Annotated in this window: 20 protein-coding genes and 1 riboswitch; of the genes, 14 read left to right on the forward strand and 6 right to left on the reverse strand. The window is 44.6% G+C overall.

The annotated features are described in order from the left end of the window. Positions 1-37: 37 nt before the first annotated feature. Complete coding sequence (locus AC1DVJ_RS07515) at positions 38-1,609, reverse strand: response regulator (RefSeq protein WP_477589585.1); 1,572 nt, start codon at positions 1,607-1,609, stop codon at positions 38-40. Between the two features lie 285 nt (positions 1,610-1,894). Between AC1DVJ_RS07515 and AC1DVJ_RS07520 the strand changes: the two genes are divergently transcribed. After that, positions 1,895-2,227: a hypothetical protein gene (locus AC1DVJ_RS07520; protein WP_477589587.1), complete on the forward strand. Its 333-nt coding sequence runs from the start codon at positions 1,895-1,897 to the stop codon at positions 2,225-2,227. 24 nt (positions 2,228-2,251) lie between these two features. Here AC1DVJ_RS07520 and AC1DVJ_RS07525 read toward each other — a convergent pair whose 3' ends face one another. Then, complete coding sequence (locus AC1DVJ_RS07525) at positions 2,252-3,001, reverse strand: HAD family hydrolase (RefSeq protein ID WP_477589589.1); 750 nt, start codon at positions 2,999-3,001, stop codon at positions 2,252-2,254. 225 nt (positions 3,002-3,226) lie between these two features. Between AC1DVJ_RS07525 and polA the strand changes: the two genes are divergently transcribed. From polA to AC1DVJ_RS07550, 5 genes are all read left to right on the forward strand, one after another. Continuing rightward, positions 3,227-5,890, forward strand: coding sequence for a DNA polymerase I (polA, locus tag AC1DVJ_RS07530; protein WP_477589591.1), 2,664 nt, complete (start codon positions 3,227-3,229; stop codon positions 5,888-5,890). 53 nt (positions 5,891-5,943) lie between these two features. Next, a complete protein-coding gene (gene mutM / locus AC1DVJ_RS07535; RefSeq protein WP_477589592.1) occupies positions 5,944-6,804 on the forward strand; it encodes a DNA-formamidopyrimidine glycosylase in 861 nt (286 codons plus the stop codon). 98 nt (positions 6,805-6,902) lie between these two features. After that, a complete protein-coding gene (locus tag AC1DVJ_RS07540) occupies positions 6,903-7,643 on the forward strand; it encodes an MntP/YtaF family protein (protein ID WP_477589593.1) in 741 nt (246 codons plus the stop codon). Between the two features lie 35 nt (positions 7,644-7,678). Beyond that, positions 7,679-8,275 (forward strand): dephospho-CoA kinase, encoded by a 597-nt coding sequence (gene coaE / locus AC1DVJ_RS07545; RefSeq protein WP_477589594.1) that lies wholly within the window; start codon positions 7,679-7,681, stop codon positions 8,273-8,275. A 20-nt stretch (positions 8,276-8,295) separates the two neighbouring features. Continuing rightward, positions 8,296-8,853, forward strand: a complete 558-nt coding sequence (locus AC1DVJ_RS07550) for a lytic transglycosylase domain-containing protein (protein WP_477589595.1) — start codon at positions 8,296-8,298, stop codon at positions 8,851-8,853. Between the two features lie 110 nt (positions 8,854-8,963). Here AC1DVJ_RS07550 and AC1DVJ_RS07555 read toward each other — a convergent pair whose 3' ends face one another. Beyond that, complete coding sequence (locus tag AC1DVJ_RS07555) at positions 8,964-9,173, reverse strand: small, acid-soluble spore protein, alpha/beta type (protein WP_477589597.1); 210 nt, start codon at positions 9,171-9,173, stop codon at positions 8,964-8,966. Between the two features lie 111 nt (positions 9,174-9,284). Here AC1DVJ_RS07555 and nrdR point away from each other — a divergent pair, with 111 nt between their 5' ends. Next, positions 9,285-9,764 (forward strand): transcriptional regulator NrdR, encoded by a 480-nt coding sequence (gene nrdR, locus AC1DVJ_RS07560; protein WP_056616650.1) that lies wholly within the window; start codon positions 9,285-9,287, stop codon positions 9,762-9,764. A 287-nt stretch (positions 9,765-10,051) separates the two neighbouring features. Here the strand turns inward: nrdR and AC1DVJ_RS07565 are convergent, their stop codons facing one another. Continuing rightward, complete coding sequence (locus AC1DVJ_RS07565) at positions 10,052-10,240, reverse strand: hypothetical protein (protein ID WP_477589598.1); 189 nt, start codon at positions 10,238-10,240, stop codon at positions 10,052-10,054. Between the two features lie 43 nt (positions 10,241-10,283). After that, positions 10,284-10,382, reverse strand: a riboswitch (cyclic di-GMP riboswitch). A gap of 84 nt (positions 10,383-10,466) precedes the next feature. On the opposite strand from AC1DVJ_RS07565, the gene AC1DVJ_RS07570 reads away from it, so the two are divergent. After that, complete coding sequence (locus AC1DVJ_RS07570; protein WP_477589599.1) at positions 10,467-10,640, forward strand: hypothetical protein; 174 nt, start codon at positions 10,467-10,469, stop codon at positions 10,638-10,640. A gap of 53 nt (positions 10,641-10,693) precedes the next feature. Here the strand turns inward: AC1DVJ_RS07570 and htpG are convergent, their stop codons facing one another. Further along, positions 10,694-12,574: a molecular chaperone HtpG gene (gene htpG / locus AC1DVJ_RS07575; protein WP_477589600.1), complete on the reverse strand. Its 1,881-nt coding sequence runs from the start codon at positions 12,572-12,574 to the stop codon at positions 10,694-10,696. A 675-nt stretch (positions 12,575-13,249) separates the two neighbouring features. Here htpG and AC1DVJ_RS07580 point away from each other — a divergent pair. Next, positions 13,250-14,176, forward strand: a complete 927-nt coding sequence (locus AC1DVJ_RS07580) for an S-layer homology domain-containing protein (protein WP_477589602.1) — start codon at positions 13,250-13,252, stop codon at positions 14,174-14,176. 109 nt (positions 14,177-14,285) lie between these two features. Here AC1DVJ_RS07580 and AC1DVJ_RS07585 read toward each other — a convergent pair whose 3' ends face one another. Then, on the reverse strand, positions 14,286-15,194 hold the full coding sequence (locus tag AC1DVJ_RS07585; RefSeq protein WP_477589603.1) for an AraC family transcriptional regulator: 909 nt from the start codon (positions 15,192-15,194) through the stop codon (positions 14,286-14,288). 136 nt (positions 15,195-15,330) lie between these two features. Between AC1DVJ_RS07585 and AC1DVJ_RS07590 the strand changes: the two genes are divergently transcribed. The 5 genes from AC1DVJ_RS07590 to AC1DVJ_RS07610 all read left to right on the forward strand — a co-directional run bounded on the left by AC1DVJ_RS07590 (position 15,331) and on the right by AC1DVJ_RS07610 (position 20,977). Then, positions 15,331-17,289, forward strand: coding sequence for a glycoside hydrolase family 127 protein (locus tag AC1DVJ_RS07590; RefSeq protein WP_477589605.1), 1,959 nt, complete (start codon positions 15,331-15,333; stop codon positions 17,287-17,289). A 177-nt stretch (positions 17,290-17,466) separates the two neighbouring features. Beyond that, positions 17,467-18,900 carry an ABC transporter substrate-binding protein gene (locus tag AC1DVJ_RS07595; RefSeq protein ID WP_477589606.1) on the forward strand — a complete coding sequence of 478 codons (1,434 nt, stop codon included), beginning with the start codon at positions 17,467-17,469 and terminating at the stop codon, positions 18,898-18,900. A 78-nt stretch (positions 18,901-18,978) separates the two neighbouring features. Then, on the forward strand, positions 18,979-19,893 hold the full coding sequence (locus AC1DVJ_RS07600; protein ID WP_477589608.1) for a carbohydrate ABC transporter permease: 915 nt from the start codon (positions 18,979-18,981) through the stop codon (positions 19,891-19,893). After that, positions 19,890-20,759 (forward strand): carbohydrate ABC transporter permease, encoded by an 870-nt coding sequence (locus AC1DVJ_RS07605; protein ID WP_477589609.1) that lies wholly within the window; start codon positions 19,890-19,892, stop codon positions 20,757-20,759. Before AC1DVJ_RS07600 ends, AC1DVJ_RS07605 begins: the two co-directional genes overlap by 4 nt. A gap of 56 nt (positions 20,760-20,815) precedes the next feature. Then, a complete protein-coding gene (locus AC1DVJ_RS07610) occupies positions 20,816-20,977 on the forward strand; it encodes a hypothetical protein (RefSeq protein WP_477589736.1) in 162 nt (53 codons plus the stop codon). The last annotated feature ends 218 nt before the right edge of the window (positions 20,978-21,195 follow it).

Raw genomic sequence — 21,195 nt, forward strand, 5'->3', positions numbered from 1 at the left:
CAAAAGTAGATCAATCTACTTAAGAGGCGGCCTTTTCTCAATTTCGAGGTAACGGAAAGCGAATCAAGAAGGTTGTCCCTTTTGTACAGGAGCTCACTTCAATGGTCGCTTGATGCCTTGCCGCAATGCTGTAGCAGATGGCTAAGCCTAGACCGGTTCCTTCATCCTTTGTGGTAAAGAATGGTCGTCCTAGTTTCTCCAAGTGCTCCGTCTTAATGCCGCTACCTTGATCTGCAATCATGAGGACAACATGCTCAAGGTCCTGGTAGGTTTGAATCGTTAATGTACCGCCAATACTCATGGCTTCAAGTCCATTCATGCACATGTTCAGGATGAGCTGACGCATTTCTTTATCGTCGAGCTGAATGTCTGAACAATACCCGAAGCGACCATCGACGTGCTTGCCAGACATTACAGCTTCTGCCTGTATCAAGGGCAGCAAGCTCTCGATAATCCGATTAATACTTTCAGGCCGCTGGTAGGATTGTTTATTTTTGGCGAGAGATAGATATTCCGTAATGATCTCATTCGCTCTATCTAATTCTTCTAACATGATGGGGATATATTGTTTTTGCATATGGCGGTCATTTTCTTGAAATAATTGCAGGAAGCCGCGAATGGTCGTCATGGGATTGCGAATCTCATGGGCAATACCTGCTGCCATTTCCCCAACAAGATTCAATTGAGCTAAGCGGGCCATCTCGGCTTCAAATCGCAGGCTTTCCGTAATATCAACAGCTACGTGAAGCAAGCAGCTTTCATCCTCAATATCGATGATCTCTGTGGAAAGGAGAGCGGTTCGAATTTCGCCCGATTTGGTTTCATACCGTACTTTCTCATTCCGTACGATATCTCCATACTTCGTTACATTGTTGAATTCGTCACGCATCAGATTTAATGGTGTGCCAATAACTTCGTCGCCATAGCCGGTGTGCTGCTTCCAGCTTTCATTAACATCGAGATAGGTAAGATCTGGAAGACGACGGATGGCCATTAAAGAAGGTGAAAGGATGAACATTTTTTTGAAATGCTCTTGGGAATTCATAAGCTTCTCATGAGCATCCACTAGTTCAGAGGTTCTCTCTTCGACCCAATTTTCAAGAAGCACATTCTGCTCGATTAATTTTGCTTCGGCTTCAGCGAGTTTGCGATTCGTTTCTTCTAGATCCAGGGTGCGTTTATGTAAAAGCTCACTCTGAGCCTTCAGCTTCTGATGGTTCAGATGCATATTCACGAATCCATCCACTTTCATGCGAAGCATTTTGGGATGGACAGGCTTAAATAAATAATCAATTGATCCCACATGATAGCCTCGCAATACATGTTCAATCGAGGTACTGAGGGCAGTTAAGAAAATGATGGGGATATCCTGACAAGCTTTACGTTGCTTAATGAGTTCTACGGTTTCAAAGCCGCTGAGCCCTGGCATCTGCACATCCATCAAAATGACCGCGATATGATCGGCGGGCTCTTTTAATAAATATCGAAGTGCTTCCTCCCCTGATTGTAAAGAAATAACGTCATAGGAAGAAGACGCCAGAATACTATTCAGCGCCAGCAAGTTTTCATAGCGATCATCTACCGCCAAGATTTTTACTTGTTGTTCCATCAATTTTCCTTTCCGCACGAGATCTGCTGTACGCACCTAACAATCCATACACATCTTTTCGAGGAAAAAGTGCAATTCCCTCTTTTTTCTTGAAAGTCTTTACATACATTTTACATAAGGTTAATCAAGCCTATCATTTGGTTTGTTAGACTGGAGGTTCAAGCTGAAATAGATGAGGGATGATGGACATGGAAGATCAGTCAGTGTATTAGTAGAGTTCCAGAAACTGATAGAAGAACAGCGTATTTCATCTGTTTCTTTACGATCTTGTCATTATCACGAGTAATGGGAAAATGGCGGAAACAGCGTCCATCCGAACGATACTTGAATTTTATCGCGATATCCACGTGCCTTTCGCCGAAATTGCTATGTCAGGAAATTATTAATCGCTTTGAAGTGGGTGTACGGCTGTTTTACGAGGGAGAAGAGTGTGAGCATGTGGTGGATCGAAGCGGTCATCACGTGAAGAGCGAGGGGGTCACGCTTTCGCTGTCGTTAGTCATATGCAGCAGTGAGTCCCCCATTGCACTTGAGCACATTTCGCAAACAGCCGCCCAGTTGAAGAAGCATGCGAAGGCGCATCAAGGCAGTATATATTTTTTTCAAGCGATAGGTTAGTGCTTATATAGTCCAATTCAAAAATCAAAACGTGTAGATCAACTGTTTGAACGAACGAACAATGATGACTTTCTGCTTCCCGATTCGCCTCTCCGATATTTTCTTAATATTCGCTGGATGTATCCAGACCGCGTCCATCCCCGTTGAAGCTGCGCCTACCACATCGTTACGCCACGAGTTTCCGACCATCACACTTTGGCCCGCAGCTGTGCTCATCGATTTAAGGGCTTGCTCAAAAATCGCTGGATGCGGTTTGCGCGGTCCATCATTCTCCGTAGTAAACAGACGCTCCTGATCAAACCACGAGGTCAGCTTCATTTTTTCCAAATTGCGCTGTAGACGTTTCCGATTACCGTTACTAATGATAGCCAGCTTATATTGGCGAGACAGCGCTTCTAACGTATCTTCTACCCCCGGGAATAAGGCGACGAAATTATCCTCCCGTTCTTCTACTTGATTGAAAAAAGTTCGTGTAAAAGTCGTATTTACCTGGATAGGAAACGGGTGGAGCGCTTTGACTAAACAAATATGCCGCAGCTCGTCGGGCGAGATGGGGCTTCGGATCGGTGTTTTTCGATGACGGCTCCATTCGGATTTATAGCTAAGCAATGCCTCTTGCGCGGTCAATTTCGTATCCTCTGTTTCCCACCTTGCCGTGAAATCCTGCATAACCTCAAGAAAAGCGGAATCGAAGCATTGTCTGCGATCTAAGATCGTATTATTCATATCAAAAAATATAACCTTTTTACGTGTGGGTGAGAAAAAAGGACTCATACGGAGAACCTCCTTCTGAAGACCGGACCATCCAAACTTACAAATAGTAGAATTTATATGTTGAATCGGATAAATTGGCTACTATTTCTGATAAACGCTCCTGCCCAAGATGGGCAGTGTAGTCGTTTATTATGTCTCCTTAGATGTTTATGTAGCGAACCGTTTTTTTATTTTAATTTCGTATGCTATGATGAAGAAAGTATGTCTAAAATTGGGGTGGAACTTATGGATAAGCTTATAATTATTGATGGGAACTCAATTGCGTTTCGTGCCTTCTATGCGTTGCCGCTGCTCAGCAATTCAAGCGGTTTACATACCAATGCGGTATACGGATTTACAACGATGCTGCTGAAATTAATTGAAGAAGAAAAGCCAACCCATTTTCTCGTTGCCTTCGATGCGGGGAAAATTACGTTTCGACATAAAGAATATACCGAATATAAAGGCGGTCGTGCGAAAACGCCGACGGAGCTCTCTGAACAATTTCCTTTGATCAAGGAACTGCTGAAAGCGTTCAAAATCCCGCAATTCGAGCTATCCGGCTATGAAGCGGATGATATTATCGGTACGTTGACGAAAGCCGCGGATGCGAATGGTGAGAAGGTCCTGCTCGTATCTGGGGATAAGGATATGCTGCAGCTCGCTTCCGAGCAAGTTACAGTTGCGATCACCCGTAAAGGGATCAGTGAAATGGATCGCTACAGTCCAGAAGCGATTATGGAAAAATACGGACTGACGCCAAATCAAATTATCGATTTGAAGGGGCTCATGGGCGATACGTCCGATAATATTCCGGGCATTCCCGGCGTAGGTGAAAAGACAGCGCTCAAAATGCTTCATGACTTCGGTACGGTTGAAGAAGTGTTAGCCAATACAGCAAGTCTGAAGGGCAAGATGAAAGAGAAAGTGGAAGAGCATGCCAAGAGTGCGATCATGAGCAAGGAATTGGCGACCATCTACCGTGAGGTTCCGATGGAAACAGCTTGGGATTCGTTCCGCTATGATGGCTTTGATGGACAAGCTCTGTCCAGTATGTTTCGGAAGCTGGAGTTCAAATCCCTATTGGAGAAGATGGATTTCGGCTCGGTTACTGTGGAGGCTGAAGATCTCGTAGTCGAGAGTTTGTCAGCCGTTGCGGTTACTGAAGCCAATGTTGGCGAGCTGATTGCCAAATTGGACGACCATGCCGCTATCCATGTCGAAGCTGTCGGCGAAAACCCGCATCAAGCCGTCATGGTTGGCATTGTGTGGTTTATTGATGATGGTGCTGGCAACACCTCATATTATGTCCCGTTTGCCCTGCTGCAAAGTGAAGCGGGCAAGCCGCTGCGCGATTGGCTCAACGATGCTTCCAAGAAGAAGCAGCTCTTCGACCTGCACCGCGCGCAGCTCGCGTTAGCCTGGCAGGGCATCCACCTTGCAGGGGTGGATTTCGACGTGCTTTTGGCCGCTTATCTCCTCGATCCGACGGAGTCGAATCTCAGCTTGAGCGGCCTGTCTGTGAAGTACGGTCTGCCGTCCGTGAAGGCAGACGAGGATGTGTTCGGCAAGGGCGCGAAGTTTCGCCTGCCGGAACTAGCTGCGCTTAGCGACCACTTGGGTCGCAAAGCGATGGCGATGGCGCGCATGGTTCCCGTGCTGCGCGATGAATTAGAGAAGGGCGAGATGCATCGCCTCTTCTACGAGCTTGAGCTGCCTCTCGCAGGCGTTCTCGCCGAGATGGAGATGCGCGGCATCAGAGTGGATGCCGAAGGGCTTAAAACGCTCGGCGTGGAGCTTGGCAAGCAGCTGGACACGATCATGTCCAGCATCTACAAGCTCGCCGGCGTCGAGTTCAACATCAACTCACCGAAGCAGCTCGGTGAGATTCTGTTCGAGAAGCTGGGGCTGCCAGCTTCGAAGAAGACCAAAACCGGCTATTCGACGGATGCCGAGGTGCTCGAGCGTCTTGCGCCCTACAACGAAGTCGTCGGGCAGATCCTGCACTATCGCTCGCTAGCGAAGCTGCAGTCGACGTACGTCGAGGGGCTGCTCAAAGAGGTGCGGCCTGAGACCGGTAAGGTGCACACCTATTACCGGCAGACGATTGCCGCGACGGGACGTCTCAGCAGCCAGTTCCCGAATCTCCAGAACATTCCGATTCGTCTGGAGGAGGGCCGTAAGATCCGCAAGGTTTTCGTTCCATCCGAGCCTGGATGGTACATGCTTGCTGCGGATTACTCGCAGATCGAGCTGCGTGTGCTGGCGCACATCTCGCAGGATGAGAAGCTGAAGGAAGCGTTCCTTCAGAATATGGACATTCACACGAAGACAGCGATGGACGTCTTCGGCGTAGAGGAAAGCGCGGTTGACAGCAATATGCGCCGTCAAGCGAAAGCCGTTAACTTCGGTATCGTTTACGGCATCAGCGATTATGGTTTATCACAGAACTTAGATATTACCCGCAGGGAAGCCGCTCAGTTCATTGAACAGTATTTTGCAGTGTTCCAAGGCGTTCGTAGATATATGGACGACATCGTGAAAGATGCACGCAGGGATGGCTATGTCACAACCTTGCTGCAGCGTCGTCGTCTATTGCCAGAAATTACGCATTCCAACTTTAACATTCGTTCTTTCGCTGAGCGTACGGCGATGAACACACCGATTCAAGGGACAGCCGCGGACATCATCAAGCTTGCCATGGTTCAAATGGCGGAGAGATTAGCGAAAGAAGGGCTGAAGAGCCGCATGCTGCTTCAAGTACACGATGAGCTCGTGTTTGAAGTGCCAGCTGATGAGCTGGAAACGATGCGTCAGCTCGTGCCTGAAGTCATGGCCGCAGCGCTTACGCTGGACGTTCCTTTACGTGCAGACGTGGATTTCGGACTTACTTGGTATGATGCGAAGTAATTGTGACTCCAGCTGCGTGAGCCATACTCAACATCTAGAAGGAGGTGAATACCTTGCCTGAACTACCCGAGGTCGAAACCGTCAAAAGAACATTAAACGAGTTAATTACTGGGAAAACGATCGCCCATGTTCAGGTCAGGCTACCTCGTATTATTCAAAAGCCTGACGATATTCAGCAGTTCGAGACGCTGCTGCAAGGGCAAACGGTTGAAACAATAGAACGAAGAGGCAAGTTTCTTCGCTTCGTGCTCACGGACTACGTGATGGTTTCCCATTTGCGCATGGAAGGCCGATATGGCTTGTATGCAGGCGATGATCCGCTTGAGCCGCACACGCACGTGTTGTTTCGTTTTACGGATGAGAGTGAGCTGAGATACAAGGATGTGCGGCAATTCGGAACGATGCATCTGTTCCCTAAGGGTGATGAGCTTACGCAGCCTCCGCTGGTAAAGCTCGGTCTTGAGCCATTGGATGAGGCGTTCACCCTCGAAGTCTTTCAGAGGGTGATTGCCCATCGTTCAACGAAGATAAAGCCCCTGCTGCTCAATCAAGCATATATCGTGGGCATTGGGAATATTTATGTAGATGAGTCTCTCTTCTTAGCGGGCATCCATCCCGAACGGGAAGCGTCATCGCTGAGCAAAAAGGAGCTTGAATTGTTGCACGAGTCGATAATTCGTACCCTCCAAGATTCAGTTGAGGTAGGCGGCTCATCGATTAAATCGTATGTGAATGGACAAGGTGAAATCGGCCTATTCCAACACCAATTGAACATTTATGGCAGACAGTCACAGCCCTGCAAAGCTTGTGGAAATGAAATTGTGAAAACAGTAGTGGGAGGCAGAGGGACGCACATTTGTCTCACTTGTCAACCTTTAAAGCCCAAGCGGTCACGAAAGAAGTCTGAGAAATAGGCACCTGTAACACACCCTCCCCATATGATATGGAGTACTTAGCCTAGATAACTAGCTCGCAGAGCTCGTTTTTAGGTAAAACGCTTAGGAGGGTTTGTATGCTCCCTGTCATTTCTCTGCTCATTTTGGCATTTGCGGTTTCTCTGGACGGTTTCGGTGTTGGTGTGATGTATGGGTTACGCAAAATCCGAATACCGCTTGTCTCTATTGGGATAATATCGCTTTGGTCTGGTATCATCATTTTCACTTCGATGCAGATCGGCGTTCTGATGTCTTCCTTCATGTCCCCCTCGTTTGCGAAACGAATTGGCGCCTTGATTTTAATCGGTATTGGTGTTTGGGCTCTTATTCAAATGAGACAAGGGCAGAAAAACCAAGCGCAACAAGACCAAGCAGCTGCTTCTCTTGATCAAGCTGTCGTCAGCAGTATGCCTTACTCGGATATTCGAAATTCAGGTTATGTGGAGCCCGTGACCTTTGACACCTTACAGCGAACGAAAGAGATCCTCAATATTGAACTGAAACGCTTTGGTCTGGTGATTCAAATATTACGAACGCCTTCCATTGCGGATGTTGACAAGTCAGGAAATATTTCAGCCTCTGAGGCTACTTTGCTCGGCTTAGCGCTGTCATTGGATGCCTTCGGAGCGGGAATCGGTGCTGCCCTCATCGGCTTCGTGCCTTTATTAACGGCTTCTGTCATTTCCATTTCAAGCGGATCCTTACTTGCTGTTGGCTTGCGGATTGGTTTCCGGTATGCCGAGATGACCTGGATGAAGAAGCTGTCTATCCTTCCAGGATGTGTGCTTATTGTCATGGGACTTTTGAAAATGCTATAGTTCACTATCAATGAACTTTTAGGAGAGAAGAGCTTATGAATATCGGCTTAACAGGCGGTATTGCCTGTGGAAAAAGTACGGTTAGCCGTATGCTCGTCAGCCGTGGCGCCCTTTTAATCGATGCCGATCAGATTGCTCGTGATGTTGTCGAGCCTGGCAGCCCTGTTCTTGAACAGGTTGCCGCACATTTTGGACAAGCTGTGATTGGAACGGATGGATCACTGCAACGCAAGAAGCTTGGTGAAATCATCTTTGGATCTCCTGAAGCGCGAAAGCAGCTGGAGGGGTTGCTTCATCCCCCGATTCGCGCAAGGATGCGTGAACAAATGGCATCGTATGAACAGGACTATCCCGCCAAGCTTGTTGTGGTTGATGTTCCTTTACTTATAGAATCGAATTTGGTCTCGATGTTTCAGGAGATCATGGTTGTTTATATTCCGCGCCACTTGCAGTTGGAACGACTGATGCAGCGAGATGGCTTGTCAGAAGAGACCGCACAGCTTCGGCTTGATGCCCAGATGTCGATTGAGGAGAAACGCAAGCTAGCGGATATCGTCATTGATAATAGCGGGACTTGGGAAGAAACCAACATGAGGGTAGAGCGGTTTTGGGTAGGGAAGGGATTAACATGATGTTCTTTCGGAAAAAGCGAATGTTTGCTCTTCTGCTTATTGTTTTTGTCATGATTCTCTTCATGAATAGCGCAATTATAGGTAGAAAGCTATACCCCATCTACTTTCAGCAGGAGATTAAGCAAAGCGCGGCGAAACACAATATAGATCCGTTTCTGATTGCAGCCATTATTCGGGTGGAAACGAATTATCAATATCATTTAGAATCGAGAAAAGGTGCCTTAGGGCTCATGCAGCTTATGCCTGACACCGCCGATTGGATTGTGGAATCTTCAAATTTAGGGCCTCATACGCAAGAAGATTTACTTCGCGTGGATATTAATATTTATTTAGGGTCATGGTATGTAAATTGGTTGATCAAGCATTATAATGGGAATTTAGTCTACGCGATAGCAGCGTATAATGCAGGTCAAGGTAATGTGAATAAATGGAAAAATAATGGCGTATGGGACGGAACGGAATCGAATATCCGTGATATTCCGTTTGGTGAAACCCGTCATTATGTGCAACGCGTCCTTTATTACTATGAGAAGTATACCAAGCTTTACACAGAGCAATGGCATGATGCAGCTGCCTAGTCTAATCTAGTCTAGCCGAATAAAACAAAGAAGCATTGGACTAGCTCCTAATGGAGCGTAAAGTCCAATACTTCCTGTGGTGCAGAATCTAAAGCCTGGTTATTTCAAGATTACTTGAATTGACCTGCTAGAGATTGTTCTGCGATTTGTACCAGGCGACGAGTAATGCTACCACCAATAGAGCCAGCGTCACGAGAAGTCATGTTGCCCATATAGCCATCTTGTGGGATAGCAATACCAAGCTCTTGAGCTACTTCGTATTTCAACTGATCCAAGGCTGCATTAGCTTGTGGAACGACTAAAGTATTGTTTGAACTCATGTCTGTTCACCTCCTTGTCGGTTGGTAAATCTATTGTGTGCAGTACTTCAAATTTCAAGACATGTAACATCTGGTAAAGAAATTTCCAACAGAGAAAGGAGAGGAAAGCGAATGAAATGCCCGTTCTGTGACCATTCCGGTACGAAAGTGCTTGATTCGAGGTCTGCCAATGAGAATAAATCCATTCGTCGGCGTCGTGAATGTGAGAAATGCGCGCGAAGATTCACGACTTTTGAAATGGTAGAAGAAACGCCCTTAATTGTGATTAAAAAAGATGGAAGTCGGGAAGAATTTAGTCGTGAGAAAATTTTACGGGGCTTAATTCGCGCTTGTGAAAAAAGACCGGTTTCGATGGAGCGGCTAGAAATGCTCGTCTCCGAAGTCGAAATGCAGCTTCGTACTACGGCTCATGCCGAAGTCGATAGCCTAGGCATTGGTGAAATTGTTATGGAGCAATTGTACCCCGTCGATGAAGTGGCCTACATTCGTTTCGCCTCTGTATACAGGCAGTTCAAGGACATCAACATGTTTTTGAAGGAGTTAACGCAAATATTGGGAAAGCATGACGTCGGGCTACTCCGAGATAAATAAGTAGCGCATTTTTATATGCAAAAGTCGCTTCGCCTCGTGAATTTATCAGGAGGTGAAGTGGCTTTATTTGTTTTAAAATTGCTTGGGAATTCAGATGATGACACAAATTGATTTGTTTTTTTTCGAAATGTGACAAAAAATAAAAAAAAGACAGCGGTGATCCCGCTGTCTTTTGCTGCTTCATGACGGAGAAGTCAATAAATACGCCACCTCATGAGCTTTTGAAAAAAAAATAATCTATTGACATCAACCGACTGTATTTTTGAATGCGATAAGGCATAATTCGTTTATTGAGTACGATTGTCCAGTTCACTTCGAAGAAACTGAATAAACCGGATGGCTTCCTCAGGTGTTAATACATTGCCACCAAATGAAAAGGAGAACATGTCCAAAATATCACTTTCTGGGAGATGTAAATTATCGATTAATTGCTTCACATCTAAGCTCATATTGCCGTCAATCATTATTTTATTCACGATTCGGGTTTCCTCCTTTGTCGAACTGCAATGATCGGATGGAGGTGGTAGCTGGCTGACATATGGGTCTGTAGATAGAAATACCAATGTAGTCCCTTTAGCTTTGCGTCACCACTTTTCAATGGGTTTGCCCTTTTCATACCGACAATCGCTTTTATGAAAACTATATCACAGGTTAGGTTTGACTTGCTATTAATTACATTAATTCGAAGGATGGTTGAAACATATGTCCGTCAATAGCCCAGAATCCAAAAAAATGATTCAAGAATTGGATATTGTTAAGGTTGCGCTGGCGTTAGGCATTGATCAAGATCGCTTAATCGCTTATGTCTATTCTCGTCCAGAAGCTATTCACGCATATGTCGAAATTGAGCCTGTATCCCCTTCGGATCCTACCTAACGGAAATAAGAAAGCACCGCAACCATAAAGTTGCAGTGCTTGAATGAACAAAATTAAACCATTATTTTGCAAATGTCATTCGTAAATTCAACTGGATCCTGCAGCGGCAAGCCTTCGATCAGGAGAGCTTGATTGTACAAGAGCGCTGTATAGAGGTTTAACTTCTCTTTATCTTTCTCGAAAGCATCCTTCAAGGAAGCGAAAACATCGTGGTTGACGTTGATTTCCAGTACCTTCTCGGCTTTCACGTTCGGGTTGTTCGGCATTGCGTTCAAGATTTTTTCCATCTCGATGGTGACATCGCCATCTGTGGATAAGCAGACAGGATGCTTTCTCAAGCGCTTGGAAGCTTTAACGCTCGACACTTTGCCAGCTAATAAGCCATTCATGTAGTCGAATAGATCTTGGTTTTCCTTTTTGTCAGACTCGGAATCGTTTTGGTTATCCTCGATATCAATACCCAAATCTCCGCTCGAAACAGATCTAAATTCCTTCTCTTTGTAGGTCATAATCATTTTAATTGCGAACTCATCAATGTCATCCGTGAAGTAAAGGATTTCGTACCCTTTATCCGTCACAAGCTCGGTTTGCGGAAGCTTATCGATTCTTTCCATCGATTCACCGGAAGCATAGTAAATGTACTTCTGGTCTTCTGGCATTCTTGAGACATACTCGTCCAATGTAACGAGCTTTTTCTCCTTGGAGGATGAGAACATCAATAGATCCTGCAGAAGCTCTTTATGCGTGCCGTAGTCGCTGTATACGCCGAATTTAAGCTGTCTGCCGAAGGATTTGTAGAATTGCTCGTATTTCTCTCTCTCATCCTTCAGGAGGCTTTGTAGTGAGCCTTTAATTTTGCTAGAAATGTTCTTAGCAATTAATTTGAGCTGACGATCATGCTGCAGCATCTCTCTGGAAATGTTGAGTGATAAGCTTTCGGAATCGACCATCCCTTTGACGAAGCTGAAATAGTCAGGAAGCAGATCCGCACATTTATTCATAATGAGAACGCCGTTCGCGTAAAGCTCCAAGCCTTTCTCGTATTCTTTGGAATAGTAGTCATAAGGCATGTTTTCAGGGATAAAGAGGATCGCTTGGTATACCACCGCGCCATCTGCACTTACGTGAATATGCTTAAGCGGCTTGTCGAAGCCGTAGTGCTTCTCATGGTAGAACTTCTCGTAATCCTCAGGTGTGAGCTCGCTTTTGTTCTTTCTCCAGATCGGCACCATGCTGTTCACATGCTGCTCTTCTTGATAGTCCTCGAATTCGCTCTCGCTGCCTTCTTTCAAACGCTTGCCGGTAATGTCCATTTTAATCGGGTAACGGATGAAATCGGAATATTTCTTGATGATCGCTTTAAGGCGATACTCGTCCAAATATTCGTCGTAGTTATCATCTTCGGTATTCGGTTTGATGGTGAGGACAATTTCCGTACCTACGGAATCCTTCTCTGCTGGAGCAATCGTGTAACCGTCTGCGCCATCGGATTCCCATTTGTATGCAGTKTCACTGCCAAGTGCTCTACTTGTTACAGCAATGTGGTCAGCGACCATGAATGCGGAATAGAAGCCTACCCCGAATTGACCGATAATGTTGTGTCCTTCTTTGCTTTCGTTCTCTTTCTTAAAAGCAAGCGATCCGCTCTTCGCGATAATCCCCAAGTTGTTCTCAAGATCTTCCTTGGTCATCCCGATACCCGTATCACGAATCGTTAATATGCGATTTTCTTTATCGGCAGTAATTTTGATGAAATAACTATCTTTGTCAAAAACGAGCGAGTCGTCTGTTAGCGCTTTGTAATAAATTTTGTCAATCGCATCGCTGGAGTTGGAGATAAGCTCTCTTAGAAAGATCTCGCGTTGTGTGTAAATCGAATTGATCATCATTTCCAAAAGACGCTTGGATTCGGCTTGAAACTGTTTCTTTTCCACGGATAGATCTCCTTTCGAATATGTAACAGGTTTAATAATTAGCACTCGCACACTGTGAGTGCTATACACTAACTTTATATCATCCCTGAAAATTAATGTCAATTGGGAAGGGGATAAAAATGAGAGTGAGTAGCTGATATACGGAGTTATGGAGACGGGGAGAAGTATACGGGCGGAAGCGAAGCGAATAGGCTTTACCGGTTTTCGCCTTGTTCATTTGGTCCATAGTTATCGAGTTGCCTAAATTTGTTACGGCGAAAATAATTTAGTAAATATAAAAGGATAGGGTTACTGTACCTTTCCAATTTTTGTGCGCCCAGCATGGGCGATATCTCTAGGGTTCAAGTCTCGAATACTCGTAATCCTCCCCATTTGGAAGAGGATACAAAATGGTTGACTTTACAGGATACAAAATGTATCATATGTTATAAGTTACATATCGTACTAATGATACGCATTGTATCTAATAGTACAAGTACTATCAACAACGATTTCGCACGGATGTCTTGAAGCAAATTTGTAAATTATGGAAAGAGTAGTAAACTACTCCTTCCACATAGGAGAGGATGAGTCATTGTGAAACGTAAAACAATTCTTGTTACATTAGTCTGTAATTTATGTTGTTCTTTTGTATTATTAACTCCTACGTATGCGGAGGAGGCTTCCAAATTTGTAATGACTATTTCAGATACCGAATCAGATTCCGGCGAATTTACTGTCAGTTTAAAAGGACAGAATATTCAAGATTTATTTGCGTATGAAGCGAAATTAAGCTTCGATACAAGCAAGCTTGAGGTTGTCAAAGCTGATACGAAAATAGAAGGATTCTCCGTTTCTCCTTTCGTTAAGGACAATCAAGTTACGGTTGCTCATACAAAAATAGGAAATACGGATGGCGAAAAAGGAGATCTAGAAATAGGTACAATCACCTTTAAGGCAAAAAAAGTAGGGTCAACGGACATAAAATGGACCTCTCTGAAAATAGTAGATCACAATATGAAAAATCAAGCTTATTTATTGAATGAATCTGCGAAATTCACCAAAATTTTCAGTGATCTTGTAGGACATTGGGCCAAATCGGATATCATGAAGATGGTAGATAAAAATATTGTAGATGGTATGGATGACGATCATTTCGCACCAGACACCAATGTAACTAGGGCACAATTTGCAACCTTACTTTCCAAAGTACTAAACCTGAAGGAGGGCGACGACAAAAATCCGTTCACGGACGTTGCAACTGGCTCATGGTATGAGAAAACGGTGAAGAAAGTTTATGCGGCAGGTATTATCAACGGCGTTTCCGAAAATGAGTTCGCGCCTGAGGCGGATATTACTCGCGAGGAAATGACAGCGATGCTGATGAGAGCAAAGTCGCAGGCAACAGGAACTAAATTGGATGACATGATTGTTAACTCATCGATTCATTTCAATGATGAGAATGCAGTGAGCGATTGGGCGAAAAATATGGTTAACCTTGCTGTTGGGTCGGGATTGATGAACGGCAGAACAGATCACGAGTTTTCTCCTCAGGAGCATGCAAACAGGGCAGAAGCGGTAGTCGTACTTAAGAGACTATTATCTGGTATAGGGACTTTATAAGATCTGAAGAGTTATGGGAAATACACAAATAATGAGGGCAACTTGCGACCAAAATAAAAAGGCTGTACCCAAAAGAACTCCGAAAGGTACAGCCTATGTATGGTCAAACTTACTGCGGTTGCCCAATAAATTTTTTTCGAAAATTAAGTGGAGAAATGTCTTCATGCGTAGAAAAGCAAGATGAAAAATAAGTGGCATGCATAAAACCGACTTCCTCGGCAATGCGGGACATCGACCATTCCGTTTGAATCAATAGTTTTTTGGCCTGTTCGATCCGATACTGAAGCAAATAATCCATCGGTGTCATGCCGTAGACTTTAAGCATACATTTGGCCAAATAATTGGGATGGTAGTTCAACTCTTTTTGCATGAGGGAGTTGGTTATTTTTGTTGTATAGTTTTGTCGAATAAATAGTTCTATTTTCTCGGCTAACTGGATAGCAGTTGAGTCGGTTTTTGATGCGAGTTCTTGATCCAAATGCTGTATGAAAAGCTGGAAAGTAGCTTGTTTCTTCCAATTTCGCAAAGAGCGAGGCTCATTATCCAACTCGAAAAATTGTTCCAATATATCAAGTGATTTTTGCGAAAGTCTTTTATATTTTGGGAGATATATGGAACAAACCTCGCTGTGATTTAGATATGCGGTCTTTTTGTGATTATTGATAAGTGCAGCTTGGTTGTCCATACATTGATTCATGCTGCTGCATTCTTCCCATGAGCCAAACGTATGAAAATGTATCCAAATGATCTCTGTGTCGCTTAAACAAGGTGCAGTTCCGTAATGGTTGGAATCCGGCCTCAGAATAAAAGCTTCTCCTGGCTGAATGACCCATTCATGGCTTCCTTCACCCAAATGCAAACTCCCTTTTTTCACCATAATAAAATCAAATACACCAATACTGTTCCGGCTAATATGCCGCTCTCCTTCGCGATAAAAAGCTCGACCACAATCGATAAAATAAGGTACGGGTGGTGAAATAAAGTGGAGAATTGAAAATTCGGAGCTGTTAGTTTCCAATTTTGTATCCCCTTTCAAGGTTGCAATTTTTAAAAAACTGGTTGTAAACGGCCGTATTCATTCTATCGTACTCCATGTAATATTAAAAATAAAGAGAAACCCAATATGGATGATTCGAAAGAAGGTGCTACCTAATATGGGGAAATTAGTAATCTCTAGACCGCTGCCACTCAAACAAATAAACATTGTTGATGACTTTTGGTCTGGATATATTCAACTGGTTCGAAATATCGTTGTCCCCTATCAATGGGAAGCGTTGAATGACCGTGTTGAGGGTGCCGAGCCCAGTCACGCGATCCGCAATTTTAAAATTGCTGGAGGACTAGAGCAAGGTGAGTTTTACGGCATGGTATTCCAAGATAGTGATGTCGCTAAATGGCTCGAAGCGGTCAGTTATTTGCTAGAAACCGGGCAGGATCCTGACTTGGAGTGCGTGGCGGATGAGGTGATCGAAACCATTGCCAGAGCGCAGCAAGAGGATGGCTACCTAAACACGTACTTTACATTAAAAGAGCCAAAAATGAAGTGGAGCAATCTAGCGGAATGTCATGAATTGTATTGTGCAGGACACATGATAGAGGCAGCGGTAGCTTATTACGATGCAACAGGGAAAAGTAGAATTTTGGATGTGGCCTGTCGCTTAGCTGACTGTATCGATTCGGTGTTTGGTCCAGGTGAAGGGAAAATTCAGGGATATGATGGTCATCAAGAAATTGAACTGGCACTTGTCAAACTCTATCATGTAACCGGTGATCAGAAGTATTTGCTGTTAAGCCAATTTTTTCTAGATGAACGTGGGAAAGATCCTAGCTTCTATGAGATGGAGTATAGACGCCGTAACCAAACGAAGCATTTCCCCATGCTGGATATGGTCTTTGACCGTTCTTACAGTCAAGCGCATTTGCCAGTGCGCGATCAGGTATCGGCTGAAGGCCATGCGGTACGTTCGGTTTATATGTGTTCTGGAATGGCGGATGTGGCAGCCGAAACCGGCGATTTGGAGCTGCTGAAGGCTTGTCGGGAACTATGGAACAATATCGTATCGAAACGGATGTACATAACGGGGGCTATTGGGTCAATGGGGCACGGAGAGTCATTCTCGCTTGATTATGATTTACCGAACGATACGGCTTATGCTGAAACTTGCGCTTCGATTGGATTAATATTTTTCGCCCATCGGATGCTGCAAATTGAAGCCAAGGGAGAGTATGCTGATGTCATGGAGCAGGCGCTGTATAACACAGTAATCAGCAGTATTTCTCGTGATGGAAAACATTTCTTTTATGTCAACCCGCTTGAGGTTTGGCCGGAAGCTTCCGATAAAAATAAAGGACTCAGCCATGTAAAGCCCGAGCGGCAAGGTTGGTTCGGATGCGCATGTTGTCCACCCAATATAGCGAGACTTCTGGCTTCGCTGGGTCGCTACATGTATACAATGAAAGACCGCACGATCTATGCGCACTTGTATGTAGGCAGTGAGATGTTTTTTGAAATTGACGGTCAGAAAGTACAGCTAACTCAGCAATCGCAATTTCCATGGACAGGTAATGTCCGCTTTGAAATTTCGACAGAGCAGGAACTGGAATTCACATTAGCATTGCGAATACCGGGCTGGAGCACGGGGGCAGTCATTCGGGTCAATGGTGAACTTTGGCAATGGGAGGATTCGCTTGTCGATGGTTTTGCCTATATCCAGCGAAAGTGGCAGTTAGGGGATACGATTGAACTTGAAATTCCGATGTTGGTTAGTTGGATGAAAGGCCATCCATTAGTTCGGGAAACGATTGGCAAAGTAGCTTTACAGCGCGGGCCGATCGTATATTGCCTGGAAGAAGCAGATAACGGGGCTAATTTGCATCAAATTAAGCTGAAGCAGCAATCCGAACAAAGTGTTTCTTTTGATGAGGAATTGTTGGGAGGCGTGTTGACGATAGCGGCATCTGCTCAAAGAGTGCAATCCGACGATTGGGGAGAGCAGTTATATAAAGCGAATGAGGAAATAGCGACAGAGTCAGTAAAGGTAACCTTCATTCCCTACTTTGCATGGGCAAATCGCGGTCGGGGTGAGATGACAGTTTGGGTAAGAACGGAATGATTTGAGTAAGATGACAATATTCGGCTTTAACCTGCAAAGGTTCTAGTATATACAGGATGGCTTGAAATATCCTACCTGTGAATGAAGAGGTAAGGTTTCAAGGGTTTATAAGGGGAAGTTCTTCCTATCTGCCTCGGCAAATGCCGGGAGCCTATTCAACTTATTGGAGGCGTTACTATGGGGTCGACTAAACGAGTTTGGAAAATCGCAACGTTAGCAAGTATGGTGCCCGTTATAATTGCAGGCTGCAGCTCTAACACTACGAGTACAGTAACATCCACTGATACCCCTAAGGCATCGGCGACGGCGACGGCGACAGCGCCGGCGACTGCGACGGCGACGCCGGCGTCGAAGGGTGAGAAGGTCAAGATTACCTATTCGATGTGGGGAAGCGCAGAAGAAGGAAATACAACTCAGAAGGCAGTGGACAAATTTAATACTTCCCAAGACAGAATTCAAGTAGAAGTGGTTGCGATTCCATGGGAAAGTTACATCACCAAGCTGAATACGATGGCAACAGCAAAGCAATTGCCGGACGCGGGTATGTTAAAGGAGGACGCTGTAATCCAGTGGTCTTCCCAAGGCATGCTGAATGATGTAAGTGCCATGTATGAAGGAACAGGCAGCAAACCGTTGGATAGCCTGGCCTACAAATATAATGGCAAAACCGTAGCATATGCTGCTGCCAATGAAATCCTCCTCATGTATTACAACAAAGACATGTTTGACAAAGCGAAGGTGTCCTATCCTCCATCCGCTCTAGACAAAGCATGGACATGGGACCAATTCGTAGAAACGGCCAAGAAGCTGACGGTAGACAAGAAAGGCAAGCATCCTGGCGAGGATGGGTTTGATCCACAGGGCATTGTACAGTTTGGTGCATCAATCGAAAATCTGCCGTGGCAGTTGGAAACCTGGGCGATTAGCAATGGCGGCGGCTACTACAACAAGGACGGGACAGATGTGAGAATTGGGGAAGACGCTAGTATCGAAGCGATCCAGAAAGTTGCGGATCTGTACTTGAAAGATCATGTTGCTCCATTGTCCGTTGGGCAGACTGATGATGGCATTCAACGCACCATTATTGCAGGAACGGTTGCAATGGCCACAAACGGTGCGTGGAATGTAGGAACCAGCTTGAATACAGCCAAAAAAGAAGGACTGAATTACGGCGTGGCCGTATTGCCTTACATGAAGGATAAGACCACGCTCAACACGGGCGGCGCCAATGTCGTATTCTCCCAGACTAAGCACCCGGCCGAAGCTATGGAATTCCTCAAATGGTACACATCCGAAGAAAACAACTGGGGACTCATTTCAGAGGGGATCTGGATGCCTACTTTGGAGAAATGGTATAAGGACGAAGCATTAACTCACAAATGGGTCGACAATCCAAACTTCCCTCCATATGCCCAATATAAGTCTGCGGTAGTCGATTATGCACAATCCTCCGCTGCGAGACCTGCTTCTTGGTTCTATACGAATAATACGACGGAATTTAACAATTTGCTCGGATCGACTCTAGGGGATGTATGGACCGGAAAGACGACTGCGAAGGATGCCATTACCAAAAATCTTGATAAGTTGAAGGCAGCCAATAAAGGTAAATAATTAAGAAGAATAATGAGTAGGAAGGATGACCGCCAACGCCAAGTCAATGGCGGTCATCATTTAAAATTGAGGTGAGGTATGGAAAATATAAAAAAACTGTCGAAACGGCGCTACCGCAGTGAGCAGCGTGTCGCTTATATATGCTTAATTCCAGCTTTCCTCGGACTGATTTTCCTTACTTATCTCCCCCTTTTAGGGGTGCTGGGTATCAGTATGACGAATTGGTCAGGTTTAACAAAACCTGAATTTATCGGGATTGATAATTATATCAAACTATTTACCACCGATCCTTATATTAAAGATTCGATTTTAGCGACGCTCTATTTCTCCTTTTTGTCCGTAATTGGCAGCATGATTTATTCACTTTTTATCGCTTTACTGTTAAACCGTAAAATTCCAGCAAGGGGCTTTTTCAGAGCTGTATTTTATGTACCGTTTGTTTTGCCGTCTGTCGCTATATATGTAGGATGGTCCTGGCTGTATGAGGCTAATTTTGGATTTTTCAACTATCTACTCTCTGAAATTGGATTGAAGAAAATTCTCTTTATTGCGGATTCAAATTATATTGTTCCTTCCCTTTCTTTGATTGCAGTCTGGCTGTCAGGCAACTTGATCGTTATCTTTTTGGCTGGGCTGCAGAATGTTCCGAGTATCTATTATGAAGCGGCTGAAATAGATGGAGCAAATGGATGGAAGCGCTTCCGGCACGTCACATTGCCCAGCATCTCACCGATCATCTTTTACAACTTGTTATTAAGCCTTATCGCCAATTTCCAGGTGGTTACGCCATCCCTTGTTCTGACCAATGGCGGACCTGGCAATGCTTCCCGATTCATGACTTATCTGATGTATGATCAGGCTTTTATAAATAACAGGCTGGGATATGCAGGTGCGACGACCTTTATTATTTTCATTATTATTGCTATCTTTACTACTATTTTATTCAAAACGTCAAATCGGTGGATCTTCCAAGAAGGGGGGGACGAAAAATGAGTGAAACGGTATACGGTAGACTAAAGAGTAAGAAACGTAATGAACGAATGTTGAACTTGATTACGCTTGTCATCGTCATTTTCTTTGCCATAATCGTATTATTTCCAATATGGTGGATTTTCCGTACGTCTTTAATGACGAATGCCGAGATCTACAGATATCCGCCATCTCTATTACCCAGCAAATGGCTATTTTCCAACTATGAAAAAACACTACACATATTCAAGTACTGGAAGTATCTATGGAATACAATGATTATTATCGTCCCTTCCTGTTTGGCAGGAACGTTTACGGCCACCTTATGCGGATATGCTTTTGCAAGATTAAGGTTTAGGGGCAAAAAGTTCATCTGGACTTTGGTCATTGGTTCTATGCTTTTGCCCACCATGGTTACACTCATTCCTCTGTACATTGCGTGGACCCAGGTTCTGGGCATCCATGACAGCTATCTGCCTATAATTCTGCCTTATTTCTGTGGAGGTGGAGCTTTTAATATCTTTTTGATTCGACAGTTTATCGTTAGCATACCGAGGGAACTAGACCAAGCTGCCACGATCGATGGCGCGGGATATTTCCGCATCTTGTTCCACATTATTATACCGGCAATCAAGCCCGCTATGATCGTCGTAGCATTATTTATCTTTATTGGTCTATGGAATGATTTGCTACAGCAGTTAGTTTATATTAATTCGAGCGATAAATACACCATTGCGTTGGGTCTTACCAATTTTAGAGGCCAGTTAAAGTCAGACTKGGCATCGACGATGGCAGCCACTTGCCTGTCCTTTGTTCCGGGCGTCATTTTCTACTTAATTGGTCAAAAATATTTTGTAGAGGGAATCACAATGACCGGGATAAAAGGTTAGTCCAACCTCCTGTTTATTGAAGTCACGCATTACCGATTGGAAGGAGAAAAATCCACATGAAAGTTAGACTTAATGATCAATTTTGGCAACCCAAGGTGCAGCAGACCATTCAGGAAACGATTCCGTACCAGTGGAATGCTCTTAACGATGAAATTGAAGATGCGGAGCCGAGTCACGCTATAGAAAACCTACGCATCGCAGTTTTTGCCTTCCCGTAGATTCTGAATTCGTAGATGAGTTGTATAGACCTGTCATAAGGGAGGAAAAGAGCGTCAAAATCTCAGCATTTCCCTACGCAACGCATACTGGGGAATCGGAAACCGGGCGAAATGACGGTTTGGATACGCGAAAAATAACAACATCATGAGGGACTCCGTACCGTTGAATGGCGCAAGCACGTTTGAAGTACAGGGTTTGTTTTGCTGTTCACAATTTT

The sequence above is a fragment of the Paenibacillus sp. P4_A9 genome (genome assembly GCF_056402415.1).

Coding starts and splice junctions, on each gene's coding strand:
- AC1DVJ_RS07590 (WP_477589605.1), top strand. CDS start 15,331: ATGGGGAAATTAGTAATCTCTAGACCGCTGCCACTCAAACAAATAAAC.
- AC1DVJ_RS07570 (WP_477589599.1), top strand. CDS start 10,467: ATGTCCGTCAATAGCCCAGAATCCAAAAAAATGATTCAAGAATTGGAT.
- AC1DVJ_RS07525 (WP_477589589.1), bottom strand. CDS start 3,001: ATGAGTCCTTTTTTCTCACCCACACGTAAAAAGGTTATATTTTTTGAT.
- nrdR (WP_056616650.1), top strand. CDS start 9,285: ATGAAATGCCCGTTCTGTGACCATTCCGGTACGAAAGTGCTTGATTCG.
- polA (WP_477589591.1), top strand. CDS start 3,227: ATGGATAAGCTTATAATTATTGATGGGAACTCAATTGCGTTTCGTGCC.
- AC1DVJ_RS07540 (WP_477589593.1), top strand. CDS start 6,903: ATGCTCCCTGTCATTTCTCTGCTCATTTTGGCATTTGCGGTTTCTCTG.
- coaE (WP_477589594.1), top strand. CDS start 7,679: ATGAATATCGGCTTAACAGGCGGTATTGCCTGTGGAAAAAGTACGGTT.
- AC1DVJ_RS07555 (WP_477589597.1), bottom strand. CDS start 9,173: ATGAGTTCAAACAATACTTTAGTCGTTCCACAAGCTAATGCAGCCTTG.
- AC1DVJ_RS07550 (WP_477589595.1), top strand. CDS start 8,296: ATGTTTGCTCTTCTGCTTATTGTTTTTGTCATGATTCTCTTCATGAAT.
- AC1DVJ_RS07520 (WP_477589587.1), top strand. CDS start 1,895: ATGGGAAAATGGCGGAAACAGCGTCCATCCGAACGATACTTGAATTTT.
- AC1DVJ_RS07515 (WP_477589585.1), bottom strand. CDS start 1,609: ATGGAACAACAAGTAAAAATCTTGGCGGTAGATGATCGCTATGAAAAC.
- AC1DVJ_RS07610 (WP_477589736.1), top strand. CDS start 20,816: ATGAAAGTTAGACTTAATGATCAATTTTGGCAACCCAAGGTGCAGCAG.
- AC1DVJ_RS07595 (WP_477589606.1), top strand. CDS start 17,467: ATGGGGTCGACTAAACGAGTTTGGAAAATCGCAACGTTAGCAAGTATG.
- AC1DVJ_RS07580 (WP_477589602.1), top strand. CDS start 13,250: ATGACTATTTCAGATACCGAATCAGATTCCGGCGAATTTACTGTCAGT.
- AC1DVJ_RS07600 (WP_477589608.1), top strand. CDS start 18,979: ATGGAAAATATAAAAAAACTGTCGAAACGGCGCTACCGCAGTGAGCAG.